The organism is Bremerella cremea (genome assembly GCF_003335505.1).
Lineage (GTDB): Bacteria > Planctomycetota > Planctomycetia > Pirellulales > Pirellulaceae > Bremerella > Bremerella cremea_A.
Genome location: NZ_QPEX01000033.1, coordinates 99055 through 115506, shown reverse-complemented (window position 1 = coordinate 115506; position 16452 = coordinate 99055). Strand labels below are relative to the sequence as shown.

Genomic DNA, 16452 nt, shown 5'->3' with positions numbered 1-16452 from the left:
GGTGGTCGCGATAAAGGGTGACAAGCGTTTCATTCTCCCTCTGACCAAAAAGCCAGAATGAATTTAGGGATAGCAAGCCAGGTGTACCGTCAATCCATTGAACTTTTATGGAGTGGCGGATTTCGTTCGCATAAACAATGCCGCTAGTTACATTTATGATGCCTCCGTCAATAATCTAACAGTGGGAGCTACCCAAACGCTCGAAAATCCTGGGAAACGTTCCGCACTATTAGTCGTACCCAGGCAGTCATTTAAGGTTCGACGGTTTTTCTTTGAATCCCCAGTTTTCATCGATTGGACGTTAAAAATGAAGTCGATGCTTTCCCTGTTCTTGATGTGTTTTGCCTTCCCGCTGGTGGCTGGTGAGTACAATCCCGTTGTTGATGTTGGTGAAGTTCTTTCGCCTTGGCAGGATTTACCAGGGACCGATGGGAAGTCGCATGCTTGGGAAGATTTAAAAGAAAAGCCGGTGGTCATTGTTGTATTTACATGCAACACGTGTCCCTATGCCGTCGAATACGAATCACGCATAAACAAACTGGCTGCTCATTGGGCAAAGGACGACCGGGTGGCGCTGGTGGCGATTAATTCCAACTTGATCGATGATGATTCGCTCGAAGCAATGAGCGAGAAGGCGAAGGAGGCCAAGTTTACGTTTCCTTACCTCAAAGATGAGAAACAAGAGCTAGGCAAATCCTGGGGTGCGACTCGTACGCCTGAGTTCTTTGTCTTGAATCAAGAACGCAAAGTGGTTTATATGGGGGCACTCGATAACGACACCGACGCCGAAAAGGCGACAATCAACTATGTTGACGCGGCGGTGGAAGCCACCCTGGCTGGTAAGCAGCCAGCGGTGCAGGAAACGGTGCCCATCGGTTGCAATATTCGCTACAAGCGAAGTCGGCGACGTTAATGCACAAACTGAAATAGCTTGATCCGGTTGCCATCTGGATCGGTAATCGTCCATTGAAGAAAGCCTTCGTCACTTTTCATAATCGGACCCGTTGGCTCGGTTAAGAAATTCTGCACGTGACGCTGCACTGACTTCAGGTCTTCCACCTCGATTGCCAGGCTAATCGCAGAACGGTCGCGTGGCTTATCGTCTTGCCGTTGAATTAAAGAAATTCTCCAGCCATCGCCCGTCAGCAGTGCGTAGCCATCTTCATCACGTCGTAGTCTTGAGTCGAGTTGCAGTGCCGACTTGTACCACTGGAGCATCGGCTGCCACTGGGTGGTGCGAATTTCAATTGCGAAAAGTTCCATCAAGCTCTTCCCTTCGGTATCGTGCGATCGGTCTCAAACTGCCGCTCGTACGACACCTTGCCGTCAACGTCGCAAAGTTGAAAAGTAATTGACGAACGGTCGGCATGGTCAGCGACAAGCACGTTTAGGAAACCACCTTGGACTTTATGGAAACGATGATATTGGGGGTTCCTGCCTGGCGTGCCACCGGCATGCGAATTACTTGCGGCTCCGACACTGAATTCATTGACGCCGGTTTCTGGATGGACCGAGTGGTACTGCCAATGCCGATCGCCACATACCACAAAAAAGTTGTTCGGCACATTTTTCTGGAGCCACTGACGGATCTCATTTCCTTCGTGACTGAAGCCAGCGTTGGAGTGATTGTCGTTTTTGCTTGGGCGGTCTGGTCCAACCAGCGGCGTGGGGCTGATCAGCACTTTCCATGTGGCATCACTCGCGGCAACCGTACGTTTGAACCAAGCTTTTTGCTCGCTCCCCCAAATGGTTTTGCTGGGGCCGTCTTTCATTTTGTTAGGAGATCGGAAGTCACGGCCATCGGTAAGCCAAATTTGTAGATCCTGCCCCCAGCGAAACGTGCGGTACGATTGACTACCTGATGGTGCCTGCTGCTGATAGATCTTTTGCCCTTCTGCAAAAGTAAACTCTCCATACTTCTGGCCTGGCCATGCGTCGTCGTCGAGTGTGTCGTGGTCGTCTTTTAGCCAATAAGTGGAGGTGTTTCGCAGCGTTTCGACTAGGCGGGGCAAACTGAACATGCGTTGCCAGTGCAGGCGGGCCAAGTCGGCGGTCATCGCGCTGGGAGCGTCGTTATCGTAGTAGACGAGATCTCCCGTTAGCGAAATAAAGTCGGGGTCTTTGGCTTGCATTGCGGGATAAATCGGATGTCCATCTGGGTGGTCGCGGTCGGGGTAGCCTTGGCAGGTCATTACGCAGAAGCGAACGGGGCTCGGCGTTTCAGGTGTGGGGGCTGTACGGAACGAACCAGTTAATGCGCCATGTGGCGGTTGGTCTGTCACTGAGGTTTCACTCCGCAAGTGATACGTTGTTTGCGGTCGTAACCCCTTCAGCGGAAACTGGTGAATGAAGTCACCTGTTTCATCAACGTTTTCCCAAGCGGTGGATATCGCCTGGTGTGTTTCTGCTTCCGGCCAATAGACAATTCGGATCTTGCCCGGCTGTCCAGGGCAAGCACCTTCAATCGATGCAATCGGCGTGTTTTTTGCTTCCTCCGATTTACCCCGCTTCGTAAAGACGACTCCCTTGTTGTTTCTCGTCGCTTGTTGGGTAAGGCGTGTCCAGACAATCGCACTGTCCGAGGTGACCTCACCAATACGGAGGCCGGTAGCTTGATAGATTGGCGGGGTGTTAGTCTCTGCGGCGAAGCTCTCGACATTGCCCAGCATGGCGGCTGTTGCCACGGTTCCTTGCAGGAAGTTTCGGCGTGATGTTTGCATCGGTCTGGATCCTAAGAAGAGAGGACTTTGGCAGGAGGTACAAAGCGAATTTTCCCGCCAATCGTTGTATTGGGGGGAAGTGGTCGGTTACCGCTCGCGTGCGAGGTAAGCTTATCTTTAGAATAGAGGGAGACGGGTAGCGGAACAACATCTCGCTGGGGGAACCGAAAATTAAGAACCACGCAGCCAATCTAGCCAGGGCAAACAACGAATGCCCATTCAGGTATAGATTGCGTGGGCAGATGTCTATTAAACATGGGAAACGCTCAACTGCCGGTGACAAGGAACTTGCCATGATGGAAACCGAGATTACCTACGTCTGCAATGCGTGCGGGGAAGACATCGTGATTCCTCTCGATCCTTCTCAAGGAAGCATGCAGGAATTTGTGGAAGACTGCCCTGTGTGTTGTCGCCCGCATGTGATTCATGTCGAAATCGACGACGAGGGGCATCCTCGTGCCTGGGCCGAACCAGAGCAAGACTACGACTAAAATCGTTGTGTTAAGAACTGCCTGGTCAGGTGCGGCCAATGAACGCGATGATGTTCTCGCTGAGAAACGCTGTACTTGGTTTCGCTTGAGCGTGCCACCTACCTTCTGCTTGGGAAAGGACCAAGATGCCTGAGGGAAAAGTCTTGATTGTTATTGGGGATGCTGCTGAGACCCTCGATACGATGTACCCGTACTATCGCTTGGTAGAAGCAGGATTCACGCCGGTTGTGGCAGCTCCGGAGAAAAGGCTGTACCAGATGGTACTTCACGAAGTGAAACCTGGTTGGACAATTACCAAAGAGTGGGAAGGGTACACAATTCAAGCGGACATTCCGTTTAGCGAAATCAAGCCCGATGACTATCTGGGGATCTTCTTCAGCGGGGGGCGAGCCCCGGAATACATTCGATACGATAAAGACCTCGTGGCGGCGACTCAGGCATTCTTCGCGGCAAATAAACCGATTGCCAGTGTGTGTCACGGGGTAGAAATCCCAGCTTATGCCGACTGTGTGAAAGGCCGCCGGATGGCAACGGTTCCTAAGTGTAAATTTGATCTGGAAATTTGTGGTGGAACGTTCGTGAACGAGCCGTGTGTGATCGATGGCAATCTTGTCAGCGGGCGTACCTTTCATGATAACGGTCATTTTGTTGGACCGTGGATCAAGCTTTTGGAAGAACAGGCCAAGCTGGGCGAAGCCTAAATCATTCCACGAAAAAAGGCTGCCCATCTGGTGGATGAGCAGCCTTGGCGAATTAGCTGTTTTCGCGGGGGCTTGCAAAGCGTTATACGTCGAGTTCAACCTGGGTAGGCTTCCAGATATCAAACAGAACGCTGAGCAGCACCGGTACGAGGAACATCGTGAACACCGTCGAAACGACCAGACCGCCCACCACCACGGCACCTAGGCCGCGGTAAAGTTCGCTGCCGGAACCAGGCATCAGCACCAACGGCAACATGCCGCCGACCGAGGTCAACGTGCTCATCAAAATGGGGCGTACGCGGCTCTCCACGCTTTTGGCAATCGCCTCGCGCGGCGTCAAGTTGCTCACATCTTCCCCTTCTTCGCTTGTGCCTTGCAGGAAGTTGATGGTTTGGTAAACGATGAGAATCGCATTGTTCACCACCACCCCGGCCAAAATCACAAAGCCGAGAATTGTTAACACATCCATGTTTTGTACCGGCATGTAACGGTCGACAACGCTCCAGTAGTGAACCAAAGCCAAGCCAGCAAAGCCACCCAAGAGTGCCAGCGGCACGCTCACCATGATCACCAGTGGGTAAGTCCAGCTCTGGAACAGCACGACCATCAGTAGGTAGACGATCGCTAAGGCCAAGAAGAGCGAACTCCCCAAGGTTCCCACGAGCGAACCATCTCCCATCAATGCCTCGCGAATCTGCGAGAGCTGACCTGCCGAGCCCGCCAGACGCATTTCCACGTCAGGCGCGATCACGCCTGCTTCGCGAAGCCCGGCGACGGTTTCATTGACATCGTCAATTGCAGCTTGCAGTGGTAACCCTGGCGGAGGCGTAAACTGCAAGGTGACGGCACGTTGACGGTCGACGTGTTTGATCTGGTCGGCAGCCTCGACGTTTTCAACGTGTGCGAGATGCTCGAGGTCGACAACGGAACCAACCGGCGTAGCGATTGGTGAGTTCAGCATCGAGTAGGTGGGGTCGGACTGCAGGGCTTCGACATTAACAATTTTCAAGTCTTTTAATTCCCCACCAACATCGAAGGAACGTGGCAGCAAAATACCATCCCCATTTGCCGCCACGGCCAAGCCGATGTCTCGCCTGGTCATGTTGACATCTTGTAGACGCTCGTCATTTGGGGTGATACGAATTTCTCGCGTTGGCAAGGCAAAGTTAACCGGTTCAGGAGTAACGGCCATCGGTCCGTACTTTTCCATCAAGGTTCCCAGTAGCGCCCCAGCCGCCCCGCTGACCCGATCAAGATCGTCACCGACCAAGTCGATCTTGATGGCAGAACCGGTTGTACCACCCGTTCGGAACAGGGGCATCTGGAATGCGAAGTTAATCACTCCTGGAGCTTGATCTCCGCCAGCTGCATAGCTAAACAGCGACGGCGTATCGGCGACCCGCTTCTTGTCTTTCGAGATGCCTACCTGAAGAACCCGGCCATCCCAGGCCACCAGGAAGTAATGATCCAAAGGTGGCGGCATGATGGTTTGGTCTGTCCCGAACAAAGGGACCGGAACGCGATGGTCTTCACCATCCCATTCTTCGCCACGGACGACCGCTTCGGCACCAAACTTATCGCCGGCGGCTTCCCAGGCAGGTTTGATTTTCGACTCCATGCGCTCGCCGATCTCGGTCAACTGCTCGACGTTATAGCCAGGGGGTGGCATTAAAATGCCGATCACGATGTTGCGATTCCCTGTCGGAAGATAGTCTAGCGGAGGGATAAGAAGCACGATGCCGACAATCGTCAGCACGCCGAAGCCACCGATAACCGCCAAGCGAGTCGTCCAATTGCCGATCAACGCGTAGACCGTGTTGCCAACCAGCGTCGGCATATCGGTTAGCTTTAGAAGGAATCCCCAAACCTTTTGGAACACCGTTTTCTTTTTGCCTGGCTGCGGCGAAGGCTTTGGCTCGTGGGCATGCTCTTGAATGTTCTTCGCCTTCAGCCACTGTCCGGCGGCGGAAGGAATGACCGTTGTCGAAACGATATAGCTGACACCCACAGCCGCCATAATGGCCAAGGCAATGTCACGGAAAAGTTGTCCGGCTTGTTCTTGAATAAGTAAGATGGGAAAGAACACAACCAGGGTGGTAAGTGTCGAGGCAAGCACCGCTCCAGAAACTTCCTGGGTGCCGTCTACGGCCGCGCGAGTCGCTGACTTGCCCATTTCGATGTGCCGGAAAATGTTTTCGATCACCACGATTGCATTGTCCACCACCATCCCCACGGCGAACGCCATGCCGGCCAATGAAATAATATTCATTGAACGTCCCATGGCCACCATCACCACCACGGCAACGACTGTCGATATGGGAATAGCGATCGCAATAATCCCGATGGTACGCAGTGAACGGAGGAACAACAGCAACGTGAGAATGGCGAGGATACCGCCCATGATGATGTTGCTTTCCACCAGGGCGATCGCGTCGACCACGTACGAAGTGGCGTCATAGGTTTGAACCAGTTCCAGCGTTCCATTAATGCCAAGCCGCCTAGCCTCTTGCTCGAGCACGCCGCCGGGCTGGTTCAAATCGGCCAACTCCTGCTTGATGCCATCCATGGTTTGCAAGAGATTACCGCCGCTTTCCAGCATGAAACTGAAAAACGGCATCGTTTGGCCGCGAGCACGAACCCATTCGGTCATCTCTTTGTGGGCTTCTTCCACGGTGGCGACATCGCGCAGGTAAATCGGGCCGGTCGCTTCACGGCGAATGACCAAGCTTTCTACCCACTGGGCATCGCGGAAACGACCAACGCTTCGTACCCGAATATCGCTTTTACCTTCTGGTAGTTTTCCGCCAGAGAAGTTTCCGTTGTTGTATTGCAGGGCGTTAACAAGTTCCTGGTAGGTAATGCCACGCTGCGAAAGGGCAACGGGATCGACTTTGATCTGAACTTCTTTCTCGCGAGCTCCCCGAATGCCGACCTGGGAAACGCCTGGTATTCGTTCAAACCGCGGACGCAGGCGGCGTTCCATGAAGTCGTAGAGCGTGGTCGCATCGAAGTTGGGATCGGTCGAAGCAAGCCCGATCCAGGCAATGTAGTCGACCGATTCTGGGTCGAAGTCTTCCACTTGCGGCTGATCGACTTCGGCAGGATAGCCAGAGACTTCGGACAGCTTCTGATCGACTTCGGCCATTGCGTCGTCGATGTCGGTTCCGGTCATGAACTCGAGGCGAATTTGCCCTGAGCCGGCCTGAGAAATGCTGGTCATTGAGACAAGCCCGGATAGATCGCCTAGACGCTGCTCTTGTTCTTCGATCACGTCGGATTCGATTTCCTGGGCCGAAGCGTTTTCCCAGTAGGTCATCACCGAAATAACGACCGATTGGACTTCTGGCGTCATCCGGATGGGCATCTTCGTAAAGGCCAGCACGCCGGCCATGATGCTCAAGATCACACCCACCGCGACGGTGATGGGCTGCCTAACGGCAAGTTGGATGAAGTTCATGAAGAAGTCCTATTGCTCTGTTCCGAATCTCTGCTGTTCGCCGGCTTACTTAGCGTGAACTTTGGAGTTAACGAGGTTGAACGGCCATATTGGCTGCTGTTTGAGAAGTCTTGCCAGATTCAACGGTTACGGCGATCGGCATTCCCGGCATCAAGCGTTCGTTGCCTTCGACGACTACGAGGTCGCCGTCGGCCAGTTGCGGCGATTCAATGACAATCAGTTTGTTGGTCTCGAATTTAACTGTGACCGGGGTCCGCACGGCCGTGGTGGCACCCTTCTCGCCTGGAACGGCTTTGTAGACGTAAGAGATACCTGCGGAACGAATCACCGCATCCTTGGGGACGGTCAATCGATTCTCAGCAGGACCGGTCGGAAGCCAGGCGACTACCGACATCCCGGGAGTCAGAATGGCATCGTCGGAGTTCAGGGTTAGCACGTATTGGAACGTGCGAGTCCGAGCGTGAACATCATGAATTCGCTTGGCGGAAGCCGATTCGAATTTACGATCGGTCCCCACGATATCAATCGAGACGTTTTGAGCGTACTTGCTAACGGTACCGGCATAGCGTTCGGGGATTTCGAGCCACGCTTCGATCTGTCCGATCGAAACGAGCGTGACAAACGGTTCACCAGCACGAATCCACTCACCTGGTTCCGTATGCCGCATGATGACTTGGCCATCGTAGGGAGCGTGAACTTCTGTATCGGCTAGACGCACGTTGATAAGATCTAGTTGCCGGCGGATTTCATCAACGCGGCGACGATCGGTTTCCAGTTTGGCCTGGGCGATCGTAAGTTCCGTTTCCGTTCGCTCGAATTGTTGTTGCGAGATTGCGTTGTTGCGGATTAAGGAAGACGATCGCTCCATATCGAGATTCGCTTGGCGAAGTTCTGCGTTACGCTGAGCGATTAAAGCCTCGGCGGTTTCAAGGGCAGCTTCTAGTTCGCCTTTTTGGGCGATCAAACGACGTGCATCGATACGGGCAATCACATCCCCTTTTTTAACCGTAGCCCCTTCCTTTACCGTGACTTCCATGACACGGCCATCCTCCAAGGCGGCCACGCTCCCACGTGCTACGGCTTTGAGGCTGCCGGTGAAGCGATGGTGAGGCTCGACTTGTTGCTGCTTTACCGCGACAGCACGTACTGCTGTGGGGGGCATTTGGGCAGCAAGTGGCGAAGTCATCAAAACTAGGCCAGCCAATACTAAGCTCGCGAATCGCATCGTCTTCTCCATCCGATTAAATCCCCCCCTTGATGTAGTAGACCGGTCGTCTTGGGCTGGGATGCCTAGAAACATCAAAAGGATTCATGCGTTTGCCTTCAGTAATACATGGAAGACAAAGTGCAGGAAGTGGTTCACTGGTAGAATATTATTATTCACTTGCACCCTAATCATCGCCCCCTCAAAGGAGTAAATGATAAAAGATGCCAAGCTTTCTGGGTCATGATCGGGGTTGATTTCCCCCTCTTTTTGGGCGGATCGAAGGCAGTCCGAGATGATCGAACGCCATTCTTCCCAGCCATCGCGAACGGCCTGCCTTAATGGCTCACTGAGGGAAGATAGCTCCAAAGCTAGCTTGCAAATGAGGCATTCTTGCCGTAATTCACGCGAGTTGATTTCGTCTCGAGCCCGTACAAAGTAGTCCTCCAGGCGAGCTAAAGGGCTTAGCTGAGGGGATTCGAGAGCGAGGCGAAGTTTTTCCGTATTTTCCACAAAAGAGTTCTGAATTACGGCGACTCCGAGTTCCTCCTTCGATTTGAAGAAGTGGTAAAACGAGCCTTTGGGGACACCGGCTTCGTTTAGGATCTCGTTAAGTCCAGCCCCATTGTAGCTCTTCGCAATCATGGCCTTGCGGCCAGCTTCGATGATCTGCGTCTTGGTTTCGTGGGCCACGTGCTACTTCGCCGTCAAAAAAGTGAGAGGGTGATTTCATATTAGACCAGTCGTCTAGTGAAGGCAAGCTATCGCATTGGGAAAGCAAGAAACACTTGCTGAGTGGGGTTTAGGTGGGGTTTTCTTAGAGCGGGAAGCGTGAAGACGGCCACGGTATCAACTCGATAGGGTGGAATGATCCAAAATGGCTGTAATATCAAAGGGGTTACGGTATCGACACTCTTGGGGATCGGGGCTAGATTGAGGTTTGTATTTTCAATGATCCGACGCTTGGGAAAAATCGCCTTAACTCGATGGAAGAACAGGACCTAGTCGAGCGAATGCTGCGAGCAATTCGCCGGGTGATTCTGAAGACGTCTCATTATTCGCGAAGTCTGTCGCGAAGTTCTGGACTTACTCTCCCGCAGCTTCTTTGTCTGCGTGCGATACGCGACTTGGCTCAAGTACAAGATGAAGTGACCGCAGCCCAGGTTTCCAGCCGAGTTGGACTGGCCGCTGCTACCGTCTCACGCATCCTCGAACGCATGGAACGCGCTCAGTTGATCGAACGGATTCGGAATAGCCCTGATCGACGTCGCGTATTGATACATCTGACCGAGACCGGCAAGCAGCGTCTTGCTGGTATTCCAACGCCACTCCAAGAACAATTCGTCGACCGAGTGACTTCGCTCGCCCAAGAGGAGCAGTGGAATTTAGTGGCTTCCTTGGAAAAGGTCGTCGAATTGATGGAAGCCGCGGATCTCGATGCCGAGCCAGTGATCTCCGCAGAATTCGAGGCCCGCGAAGATCGCAAGCTTTCTTAACATCCCTGCTATACCGAAGCGGTCTTGGGTTCAATTCGGTTAAGGGGGAAATTAATTCGCGACCGTTTCAGGGGCCGTCACGACTCACGACGCAAGCTCAGCGACGTTCGGAAGCCGCTGAGCGTGGCATGATGCGTCGAGGGAGTTTACTTGGTGGTGTTGGCCGCAGCAGGGTAGACACCGTTCTCGTCATGGACTTCATTGCCGACAACTGCCGGGTTGAAGACACAGACCATGCGGGTATCGACATGAGCGGTCAGCAAATGCTTGTCGTTCAGATCAAGGGCATAAACGGTGCCTGGCTTGATTTCGAATTTCTCGCCACTGGGAACGAGTTCGACCGTGGCATGGCCTTCGATGCAATAAACGGCTTCCAGGTGATTTTGGTAATGGATCGGTGTGGTGGTGCCGGCTCGCAAGATCGTGTCATGCAGTGAGAAACCCATACCATCGCCGGCTAGAAGCAAGCGGCGGCTATTCCAGTTGCCTCCTTCGACATCGCGATCGGTACCTAAGATTTCCTCTAAACTGCGTACTAGCATTGTTCGATTCTCCACTGAGAACGCAATTGATTTCGCGTTCTTTGGCCATTGCTGGTTGGGTCAAAAAAAGCAGGGGCACTCTACTTTGGTAGAGGCCCCCGGTAAATCCATCCGGAGCGTCACGAAATGGTGACGCTGACGGGCAGGTAGATTTATTGCGTTTGTTTGGCGGCAACCGTAGTCTTGGTGCTCACCTCGGAACGCAGGTTTTCGTGGATAGCTTCGGTGATGATCCGTAGGCCTTCCTTGAGGGCGTCGTACTCGATGGTCAGAGGTGGCAAGACCTTAAGGACCTCGTCGTTTGGACCAGCTGTTTCCACGATTAGGCCACGGCCAAAAGCGGTTTTCGAGATCTTATTGGCCAACGTATGGTCAGGGAATTCAATTCCTTGGATCATGCCGCGGCCACGCACGCTACCATCGTAGCGGTCGGCCATTTCCAAGAAAGCATCCTTGATGATCCGGGCTTTCTCATGAACTTCCTTCGAGAGCCGATCATCACGCCAGTAAGCTTCGATTGCCGTCGCTGCGGTGACGAACGATGGATTATGCCCCCGGAAGGTACCGTTATGCTCACCCGGTTTAAAGGCGTCGAATTCTGGCTTGAGTAGCGTTACCGCCAAAGGCAGACCATAGCCTGAGAACGATTTCGACAAACAAACGATATCTGGTTGAATGTCCGCAAACTCGAAGCTGAAGAATGGGCCGGTGCGACCGCAGCCGACCTGGATGTCGTCCAGAATCAGCAACGCACCCGATGCCTTGGCAAGTTCCGCAATTCGGCGGAGCCAAGTCTTCGAGGCGACGTTCACGCCCCCTTCGGCCTGGACGGTCTCCAGGATGAAAGCAGCTGGTTTATCGATACCGCTGCTATTGTCGGCCAAGTAGTTTTCGATCATCGAGATCGTATCGGTCTCGGCATCGAAGTAATCGCAGAACGGCATGTGCGTAGTATCGTGCAACGAAACACCAGCCCCAGCTCGTTTGCCAGCGTTGCCGGTGATCGCCAGCGAACCAAGCGTCATGCCATGGAAGCCGTTGGTGAAGGAGATCACATTGCGACGACCGGTAACCTTGCGGGCCAGTTTTAGCGCGGTTTCAACGGAATTGGTTCCCGTTGGACCAGGGAACAAAACCTTGTAGTCCATGCCGCGTGGTGCAAAAAGGACGTCTTGCATCGATTGCAAGAGCCGCTTCTTGGCTACGGTGGTCATGTCCAACGCGTGAGTGATGCCGTCGCCTTCAATGTATTCGAGCAAGGCGCGCTTGAGGGTCTCGTTGTTATGTCCGTAGTTTAGCGAACCAGCGCCAGCGAAGAAGTCGATGTATGCCTTCCCGCTTTCATCGATCATTAAGTGGTCTTTTGCCGTCCTAAATGTCGTAGGGAACGACCGGCAATAGCTGCGTACGTTTGATTCCATTCGGTCAACAATATTCATGCTTTTTCTCGTTTGGGGCCTATCGGGCCGACCCGGCAAAGTTCTTCCGGGTCATGGGCAAAGTTTCCAAAATGATCTGCACGGAAATACGGGGTGTAGTTGATTTCCGTGTGTAAGGAACGTGCCAGGGCGTTAAAAAGACTGCGAGAAGGCACGTTGTCAGGCGTAATTGTGGCCTCGACAAATTCCAGCTTCTCGCCGGGGAACTGCTGAATCAGGACGTCCAGCATTCGTTTGGCTAATCCTTGTCTTCGCGCTTCAGGGGCGACAACAACTTGCCAAACAAACAGCGACGTAGGCCTTTGTGGCGGAGTGTAACCGGTCACAAAGCCAACAATGGTTTCGTTAGACTCCGCCACCACGCAGGTATCGGCAAAGTCTTGGCATAACAGCAAATACAGATAGCACGAGTTGTCGTCCATCTCTTGGCTGTTAGCAACCAATTCACGTAGCTTCGCGCCATCTTCGACGCGTGGTTTCCGGAAGTTCATCCGGGCCTGATTCCTCCGCTGGAGTTCCTCTGAATCGCATCTCTCAGGTCAACAAGAGCCGAAAGAGTTCCCGTATATGGGAATTGCGAAAATTACTGCAGCAATGGTTGCTGCTGCAACTAATTGGCTTTACAATTTAGCACATTTGGTTCAGGTGATCAACGTGCGATCACGTCTTTTCAAAAGGATTTGCAGTAACACGCAACTCATTTTGGTGTAACTAATTACGGTTATTTCTCGTCAATGATAAATGAAGATAAAACGCAAATATCACTAACGGGTGTATTAGTTTTGCTAATGTTTGTGGCAGTTGCTGGCGTAATTGTGTGGCAAGCAAACCGTCCCAACGTTAATACAGAGACGACCTTAGAGCGGATTCAGAGGACCGGTACCATCCGCATCGGTTTTGCTAATGAAAACCCTTACGGGTATCTCGACACCAAGGCCCAGAAGGTGACCGGGGAAGCTCCTGAGATTGCTCGCTACATTTTGAAAAAGATGGGGGTAGATCATATCGAACCGGTCGTGGCCGATTTTGGTTCGTTGATTCCTGGACTGAAAGCGAAGCGTTTCGACATGATTGCCGCCGGAATGTACATCACGCCGGATCGCGGCAAGGAAATAGCTTTTTCCAATCCCACTTACGCTATTGGCGAGTCCTTTATTGTCTTGGCGGGTAATCCGCTGGGCCTGCACAGTTACGAAGACGTTCGCGACAACCCCGAGGCCAGGCTAGGGGTGATGGGGGGGAGTATCGAGCTGGTTTACGCCAAGAAGCTGGGGATCGATGAAAGCAAGATCTCGGTATTTGCGGATTATGCCAGTGCTTTGCAGGGCTTAAAGGGAGATCAAATCGATGCGGTAGCTGCCACCTATTTAACGGTGAAAGACCTCCTGAGAAAGCAAGATAGCTCTGATATCGAGCAGGTCCAAGATTTTCGAGATCCCGTCATCGATGGGAAGGAGACACGCGGCTACGGAGCGTTTGGCTTTCGAAAACAAGATGTAGCCCTGCGAGAACGTTTTAACGAAGAACTGGCGAAGTTCATTGGTTCGCCAGAACATTTGACGCTGATCCAGCCGTTTGGCTTTGACGAATCAACCCTACCTGGCGAGGTAACTGCCAAGGAATTGACGAAAGCACCGTGAGCGACCTCCCCCGACCTTTTGATCTGCTCCCTTTTTTGCTGCAAGGGCTGCACATTACTGTCATTATCGCGTTGGGCGGTTCCGCCGTGGCGGTATTCATGTCGGTTCTGTTTGGCCTGTGGAGCAAGTCTTCTGATCCCATCCTGCGCTGGTTCAGTGCCGCCTACATCACCGTTTTTCGTGGTGCGAGCGCGTTGATTCTGTTGTATTGGTTTTACTTTGTGATGCCGGAGCTTACCGGCTTCGGGCTCGATGCGATCACTACCGGCATTTTCGTGTTGGGGGCGAATGTAGGGGCTTATGGGGCAGAGGTTGTACGGACCAGTATTCAATCGGTCCCCAAAGGTCAGTATCAAGCTGCCGCCGCGCTGAACCTTAGCCGCTGGCAAACGATGCGGCACGTGATCTTTCCACAAGCCATACTCAGCATGATTCCGCCGTTTGGTAATCTCATGATCGAGCTACTCAAGGGGACCGCTCTGGTCTCGACCATCACGGTTACGGATCTGACGATGCAGGGTATGTATCTACGGGCCGATACCCATCGATCGTTAGAAATCTTCGGCTTGTTGTTGGTGATTTATTTTCTGCTGTCGAGCTTAATTACATTTGGCTTTCGCGTGCTGGAACGTCGTCTTTCGCATGGTCGCGATTATGGAGGAGGGCGGTAGCAATGTGGAATTGGGAATTTGCCTGGCAGGTGATGCCGAAAATCTTAGAAGGCTTGGTCGTGACGCTCGAAGCAGTGGCTGGCGGAATGGCAATCGCTTTGATCTTGGGGTTGCTGTGGGCCATGCTGCGTCGCACGAAGGTCAAGTTCGTCAGTTGGCCTACATGGGCCTTCGTCGAGTTCATTCGTAGTACACCACTGCTGGTTCAGTTGTTTTTCGTCTACTACGTGATGACCGATGTTGTGGGACGAGGCCTCTCGCCGCTGTTAACTGGAATCCTTGTCTTGGGTTTGCATTACAGCTGTTACACGGCGGAAGTTTATCGAGCCGGACTCGACGCGGTTGCCAAAGGGCAGTGGAATGCGGCCAAAGCTCTGAATTTGAATGGCTATCAAACGTACCGGTATGTCATCCTGCCCCAGGCTGTGCCGCCTATTCTGCCGAACTTAGGCAACTATCTCATCGCGATGCTGAAAGAGGCTCCCCTGCTTTCGGTGATTACGGTGCTGGAAGTGTTGCGTGCTGCCCAGGTGTTTGGCAACGAACATTATCGTTATCTGGAACCGCTGACAATTGTTGGCGTTCTGTTTATTCTCTTGAGCCTCTTGGCTGGTCTATCGGTCGAATGGCTTCGCAAACGTACTGCGGCGATGACCTCATGAACGAATCCCTACCGCAACTTCGCATTCGCAACTTGAAGAAGATCTACGGTGAGAACCAGGTTTTGCGAGGGCTGAACTTAGATATTCAAGCAGGCGAAAAGATCGCTATTATCGGGCCGAGCGGCTCTGGCAAGTCGACCCTGCTGCGGATTCTCATGACCTTGGAAGCCCCCAACGGAGGCGAAGTGTTTCTAGAGGGGGAATCGGTATGGACGATGACCGATGGGGCTAACGAGCAGAAGGCAAGCGAAGCTCATTTACATCGAATGCGTGCCAAACTGGGGATGGTGTTTCAGCACTTCTTTCTCTTTCCGCATCTCTCGGTTCAGCAGAATTTAACCCTAGCACCGATGCTGGTGAATCATGTGTCCCCCAGCGAAGCTCAAGAGCGAGCTATGGAGCTGTTGGCGATGGTGGGCATGGATGAAAAGGCAGATGCCTATCCGGCCCAGCTTTCAGGCGGCCAGAAGCAGCGGGTCGCGATTGCCCGGGCGATGGCGATGCAGCCCGAGATAATGCTATTCGACGAAGTCACCTCCGCGCTCGACCCCGAGTTGGTTCATGAAGTGCTCAGCGTTTTAAGAAAGTTAGCCGCAAAGTCAGATATGACCATGCTGCTAGTCACGCACGAGATGAACTTCGCCCGCGAGATTGCGGATCGAATTCTTTTCTTCGATGGTGGTGTCATCTTAGAAGAAGGACCACCGAGTCAGATCTTTACCGCTCCCCAAGAAGCACGCACCCAGGAATTTTTGAAGACTGTTCTCGAAGCATAGGAAGCGAATACCAACGATGCTGAGTCAGGAATTGATCGACTCGACGATCTTGCTCTTAGTTCTCTTAAACCCGTTTTTACTCTGTATCTATCTGCTCGATTTAATCCAGGGATTAGATACAAAAGCATTCGCCAAGACGATGACTCGGGCCGGGCTGATGAGTGCTGCGGTCTACTTTGGTTTCGCCGTTGCTGGCGATCGGCTGTTCACCTACGCATTTAAGGTTCGCTACGAATCGTTCTTGATCTTCGGTGGAATCGTCTTTCTGTTGGTCTCGATTCGCTTGGTGATGGTTGGCAGCTCGGCATTGAGGGGCCTGCGTGGCGATGCGCCGCAAGGGGCCGAGGGGACCGCGTTGCCGTTCATGCTTGGCCCAGGCACCATCAGTGCCGCGATCGTGACCGGATCGAGAGTCAGCATCCCTGAAGCGGCGGGAGCGATCGGGTTTTCCGTCTTTATCTGCGTCACCTCCTTGATCCTTTTGAAGTGGGTTCACGATCTGATCCGCCGACGTTACGAACCGATCATGGAACGTTATCTCGACACCATCGGCCGAATTATGGCCCTGCTAACCGGCACGATCGCGGTCGATATGATCCTGAGCGGCCTGGGGAAGTGGTTGGAAACAGGGATTAGCTAAGTTCTCGCTGCAG

17 protein-coding genes are annotated in these 16452 nt (G+C 53.0%); 9 read left to right on the top strand and 8 right to left on the bottom strand.

The genetic code is table 11. The features are described from left to right. Window positions 1–316 precede the first annotated feature (316 nt). Complete coding sequence (locus tag DTL42_RS16655; protein ID WP_234824240.1) at window positions 317–913, top strand: thioredoxin family protein; 597 nt, start codon at window positions 317–319, stop codon at window positions 911–913. On the opposite strand, the gene DTL42_RS16650 is transcribed toward DTL42_RS16655, so the two are convergent. After that, entirely contained in the window at window positions 910–1263 is a 354-nt protein-coding gene (locus DTL42_RS16650; protein WP_114369981.1) for a VOC family protein, read from the bottom strand. The genes DTL42_RS16655 and DTL42_RS16650 overlap by 4 nt on opposite strands. After that, window positions 1263–2720, bottom strand: a complete 1458-nt coding sequence (locus DTL42_RS16645; RefSeq protein ID WP_114369979.1) for an alkaline phosphatase D family protein — start codon at window positions 2718–2720, stop codon at window positions 1263–1265. Before DTL42_RS16645 ends, DTL42_RS16650 begins: the two co-directional genes overlap by 1 nt. 293 nt (window positions 2721–3013) lie before the next feature. Between DTL42_RS16645 and DTL42_RS16640 the strand changes: the two genes are divergently transcribed. Together DTL42_RS16640 and DTL42_RS16635 are read left to right on the top strand one after the other, a co-directional pair. Beyond that, window positions 3014–3211: a CPXCG motif-containing cysteine-rich protein gene (locus DTL42_RS16640; RefSeq protein ID WP_234824239.1), complete on the top strand. Its 198-nt coding sequence runs from the start codon at window positions 3014–3016 to the stop codon at window positions 3209–3211. 125 nt (window positions 3212–3336) lie between these two features. Next, complete coding sequence (locus DTL42_RS16635; RefSeq protein ID WP_114369977.1) at window positions 3337–3912, top strand: DJ-1/PfpI family protein; 576 nt, start codon at window positions 3337–3339, stop codon at window positions 3910–3912. A gap of 82 nt (window positions 3913–3994) precedes the next feature. On the opposite strand, the gene DTL42_RS16630 is transcribed toward DTL42_RS16635, so the two are convergent. The 3 genes from DTL42_RS16630 to DTL42_RS16620 all read right to left on the bottom strand — a co-directional run bounded on the left by DTL42_RS16630 (window position 3995) and on the right by DTL42_RS16620 (window position 9266). Further along, entirely contained in the window at window positions 3995–7369 is a 3375-nt protein-coding gene (locus DTL42_RS16630; RefSeq protein ID WP_114369975.1) for an efflux RND transporter permease subunit, read from the bottom strand. Window positions 7370–7436: 67 nt separating this feature from the next. Further along, a complete protein-coding gene (locus DTL42_RS16625; protein WP_158545427.1) occupies window positions 7437–8594 on the bottom strand; it encodes an efflux RND transporter periplasmic adaptor subunit in 1158 nt (385 codons plus the stop codon). Between the two features lie 84 nt (window positions 8595–8678). Then, window positions 8679–9266, bottom strand: a complete 588-nt coding sequence (locus DTL42_RS16620) for a TetR/AcrR family transcriptional regulator (protein ID WP_114369971.1) — start codon at window positions 9264–9266, stop codon at window positions 8679–8681. 293 nt (window positions 9267–9559) lie between these two features. Here DTL42_RS16620 and DTL42_RS16615 point away from each other — a divergent pair, with 293 nt between their 5' ends. Beyond that, window positions 9560–10069 carry a MarR family winged helix-turn-helix transcriptional regulator gene (locus DTL42_RS16615; protein WP_114369969.1) on the top strand — a complete coding sequence of 170 codons (510 nt, stop codon included), beginning with the start codon at window positions 9560–9562 and terminating at the stop codon, window positions 10067–10069. A gap of 146 nt (window positions 10070–10215) precedes the next feature. Here DTL42_RS16615 and DTL42_RS16610 read toward each other — a convergent pair whose 3' ends face one another. The 3 genes from DTL42_RS16610 to ectA all read right to left on the bottom strand — a co-directional run bounded on the left by DTL42_RS16610 (window position 10216) and on the right by ectA (window position 12541). Then, the gene (locus DTL42_RS16610; RefSeq protein WP_114369966.1) at window positions 10216–10611 is read right to left on the bottom strand and encodes an ectoine synthase; all 396 of its coding nucleotides are present in this window, start codon (window positions 10609–10611) and stop codon (window positions 10216–10218) included. Between the two features lie 152 nt (window positions 10612–10763). Continuing rightward, a complete protein-coding gene (gene ectB, locus DTL42_RS16605) occupies window positions 10764–12050 on the bottom strand; it encodes a diaminobutyrate--2-oxoglutarate transaminase (RefSeq protein ID WP_114369964.1) in 1287 nt (428 codons plus the stop codon). After that, the gene (ectA, locus tag DTL42_RS16600; RefSeq protein WP_114369962.1) at window positions 12047–12541 is read right to left on the bottom strand and encodes a diaminobutyrate acetyltransferase; all 495 of its coding nucleotides are present in this window, start codon (window positions 12539–12541) and stop codon (window positions 12047–12049) included. The genes ectB and ectA overlap by 4 nt, the downstream gene beginning before the upstream one ends. 297 nt (window positions 12542–12838) lie before the next feature. On the opposite strand from ectA, the gene ehuB reads away from it, so the two are divergent. Genes ehuB through DTL42_RS16575 form a run of 5 tightly spaced genes read left to right on the top strand, consistent with a single transcriptional unit; the run spans window position 12839 to window position 16439 of the window. Next, entirely contained in the window at window positions 12839–13690 is an 852-nt protein-coding gene (ehuB, locus tag DTL42_RS16595; protein ID WP_234824238.1) for an ectoine/hydroxyectoine ABC transporter substrate-binding protein EhuB, read from the top strand. Further along, window positions 13687–14361, top strand: a complete 675-nt coding sequence (gene ehuC / locus DTL42_RS16590) for an ectoine/hydroxyectoine ABC transporter permease subunit EhuC (protein WP_234824237.1) — start codon at window positions 13687–13689, stop codon at window positions 14359–14361. The genes ehuB and ehuC overlap by 4 nt, the downstream gene beginning before the upstream one ends. Window positions 14362–14363: 2 nt before the next feature. Continuing rightward, window positions 14364–15023, top strand: coding sequence for an ectoine/hydroxyectoine ABC transporter permease subunit EhuD (ehuD, locus tag DTL42_RS16585; RefSeq protein ID WP_114369960.1), 660 nt, complete (start codon window positions 14364–14366; stop codon window positions 15021–15023). Beyond that, window positions 15020–15799 carry an ectoine/hydroxyectoine ABC transporter ATP-binding protein EhuA gene (gene ehuA, locus DTL42_RS16580; RefSeq protein WP_114369958.1) on the top strand — a complete coding sequence of 260 codons (780 nt, stop codon included), beginning with the start codon at window positions 15020–15022 and terminating at the stop codon, window positions 15797–15799. The genes ehuD and ehuA overlap by 4 nt, the downstream gene beginning before the upstream one ends. A 16-nt stretch (window positions 15800–15815) precedes the next feature. Further along, on the top strand, window positions 15816–16439 hold the full coding sequence (locus DTL42_RS16575; protein ID WP_114369956.1) for a MarC family protein: 624 nt from the start codon (window positions 15816–15818) through the stop codon (window positions 16437–16439). Window positions 16440–16452 lie beyond the last annotated feature (13 nt).

Bases quoted from the DNA above. Each gene is read 5' to 3' on its own strand.
- DTL42_RS16655 (WP_234824240.1), top strand. From the start codon at position 317: ATGCTTTCCCTGTTCTTGATGTGTTTTGCCTTCCCGCTGGTGGCTGGT.
- ehuD (WP_114369960.1), top strand. From the start codon at position 14,364: ATGTGGAATTGGGAATTTGCCTGGCAGGTGATGCCGAAAATCTTAGAA.
- DTL42_RS16625 (WP_158545427.1), bottom strand. From the start codon at position 8,594: ATGCGATTCGCGAGCTTAGTATTGGCTGGCCTAGTTTTGATGACTTCG.
- ectA (WP_114369962.1), bottom strand. From the start codon at position 12,541: ATGAACTTCCGGAAACCACGCGTCGAAGATGGCGCGAAGCTACGTGAA.
- DTL42_RS16650 (WP_114369981.1), bottom strand. From the start codon at position 1,263: ATGGAACTTTTCGCAATTGAAATTCGCACCACCCAGTGGCAGCCGATG.
- DTL42_RS16575 (WP_114369956.1), top strand. From the start codon at position 15,816: ATGCTGAGTCAGGAATTGATCGACTCGACGATCTTGCTCTTAGTTCTC.
- DTL42_RS16615 (WP_114369969.1), top strand. From the start codon at position 9,560: ATGGAAGAACAGGACCTAGTCGAGCGAATGCTGCGAGCAATTCGCCGG.
- ectB (WP_114369964.1), bottom strand. From the start codon at position 12,050: ATGAATATTGTTGACCGAATGGAATCAAACGTACGCAGCTATTGCCGG.
- DTL42_RS16635 (WP_114369977.1), top strand. From the start codon at position 3,337: ATGCCTGAGGGAAAAGTCTTGATTGTTATTGGGGATGCTGCTGAGACC.
- DTL42_RS16630 (WP_114369975.1), bottom strand. From the start codon at position 7,369: ATGAACTTCATCCAACTTGCCGTTAGGCAGCCCATCACCGTCGCGGTG.
- ehuB (WP_234824238.1), top strand. From the start codon at position 12,839: ATGTTTGTGGCAGTTGCTGGCGTAATTGTGTGGCAAGCAAACCGTCCC.
- DTL42_RS16610 (WP_114369966.1), bottom strand. From the start codon at position 10,611: ATGCTAGTACGCAGTTTAGAGGAAATCTTAGGTACCGATCGCGATGTC.
- ehuA (WP_114369958.1), top strand. From the start codon at position 15,020: ATGAACGAATCCCTACCGCAACTTCGCATTCGCAACTTGAAGAAGATC.
- DTL42_RS16640 (WP_234824239.1), top strand. From the start codon at position 3,014: ATGATGGAAACCGAGATTACCTACGTCTGCAATGCGTGCGGGGAAGAC.
- DTL42_RS16645 (WP_114369979.1), bottom strand. From the start codon at position 2,720: ATGCAAACATCACGCCGAAACTTCCTGCAAGGAACCGTGGCAACAGCC.